This window comes from Acinetobacter lactucae (genome assembly GCF_013344765.1).
GTDB lineage: Bacteria > Pseudomonadota > Gammaproteobacteria > Pseudomonadales > Moraxellaceae > Acinetobacter > Acinetobacter lactucae_A.
This window is the reverse complement of record NZ_JABVBF010000317.1, coordinates 1-1,474: the sequence shown is the minus strand read 5'-3', so window position 1 is coordinate 1,474 and position 1,474 is coordinate 1. Positions and strand designations below refer to the sequence as shown.

At 31.3% G+C, this 1,474-nt stretch carries 2 protein-coding genes; both read left to right on the top strand.

Features of this window, described 5'->3' with window-relative positions; translation table 11 throughout:
* Positions 1-222: 222 nt before the first annotated feature.
* The gene (locus tag HUN22_RS17005) at positions 223-666 is read left to right on the top strand and encodes a BLUF domain-containing protein (RefSeq protein WP_217488218.1); all 444 of its coding nucleotides are present in this window, start codon (positions 223-225) and stop codon (positions 664-666) included.
* Between the two features lie 241 nt (positions 667-907).
* Positions 908-1,399, top strand: a complete 492-nt coding sequence (locus tag HUN22_RS17000; RefSeq protein WP_174731866.1) for a hypothetical protein — start codon at positions 908-910, stop codon at positions 1,397-1,399.
* Positions 1,400-1,474: the final 75 nt, after the last annotated feature.

The following is a 1,474-nucleotide window of genomic DNA, read 5'->3' as shown; positions in this document are numbered from 1 at the left end:
ATCCACACATTAAAGATAATTTTCAATTGTACTAAACTTAATGCTGTCAGATTAAGTTGTTAGGTTGACATTAATTTACAAAAGATTTCGAGTTGTTAAAGTTTGTCATTTTTTCAAAATGAAAAAAATCTTTACTTTTCAAATACAAGGTTTTAAATAGCTTACATTGTAAGAAAAGGGTCTAGGTGTCAGAATATATTCAATCTATCTTCGAGTATCGCTATGAGTTTAATAGGCTTTATGTATGCAAGTAAAACCAATAGTGAACATAGTCAAATAAAACAAGATTTAATTGATATTCTCACAGAGGCAGTTAGCTTTAACTCTCATAATGATATTACAGGGGTGCTTTACTACGGGAATGGATACTTCTTGCAGTATTTGGAAGGTGAGAAAGAGCAGGTCGAATCACTATTTTATAATTTAATTTTGAAAGATTCGAGACATCAGAACTGTGAGATCATCTTTTCAGAACGATCCGAACAACGGCTATTTAAACATTGGAGTATGAAATTTGCTCCTATTAATACGAAAATAAAAGATTTCTTTCATCATCATCATGTTGATGAGTTTAATCCGTATCTGCTTAACACTACTTCCATTCCGTCTTTTATTCAATTGCTTGTAGATCAACCAAATTATAAAGTTGATCAATATCAAGGTTAATCGAAACCAAGAATTACAACGGATTTTTGATATTCTATTTAAAGTTAAGCTCTCTTCGGAGAGCTTTTCATCACAAAGGCTGAAACTTTCACTAATTAATGGCGAATTGGCGTTGAATAAGCCGTCATAATTGTTAAAATGCCCACCTTGTCCTGTTTTTATATTGTTTTTTGTTTTGCATTTATTTCGCAAAGTTAGAGATAAAATTATTAAAAACAGCTGCTTAGTTAAGGATTTTTGAATGCTCTCTATTTATTTGACAGATACCCAACAACATGTGCAATTTAATGATTATCCTAGTGATCAGCCGGTTAAGTTTCTGTTAAATCTTAAAAAGATTTTCCCAAGTACAGCGGATTTATTATTACCAGTTTTACCTGAAGATAATGATCTAGAAAACGTAACGTGGGAATCAACCTCAAAAGATTTTGAAGTTTTTAAAAAACTATTAGCGGGATGGGGTGTTATTGAGCTTCGTTTAAATGCAATTACTGCTTATAAAGATAAAAACTTTGCAAATGAGCTAGTGAAACAAGCACAGGTAAAACGTAAGAAAACAGCACAAAAAAATCATCAGCTTTCTTTAGTTGCTCTAGATTATATTTTTATGCACGAAGTTCATGCATTGATTGATGCTGAACTGGTCACTGTTGGTGAGAAATTCTACTTACCAACCTTGCGTGAGCAATGGAAAGGTACAGTTACAGACCAAGTACTCAACGGAAAACTCTAATTTAAGTACAAAAAGTGAATTTATAAAGATTCACCTTTTTTATTGTTAATTAAATCAATATCTTATAATTTAAAG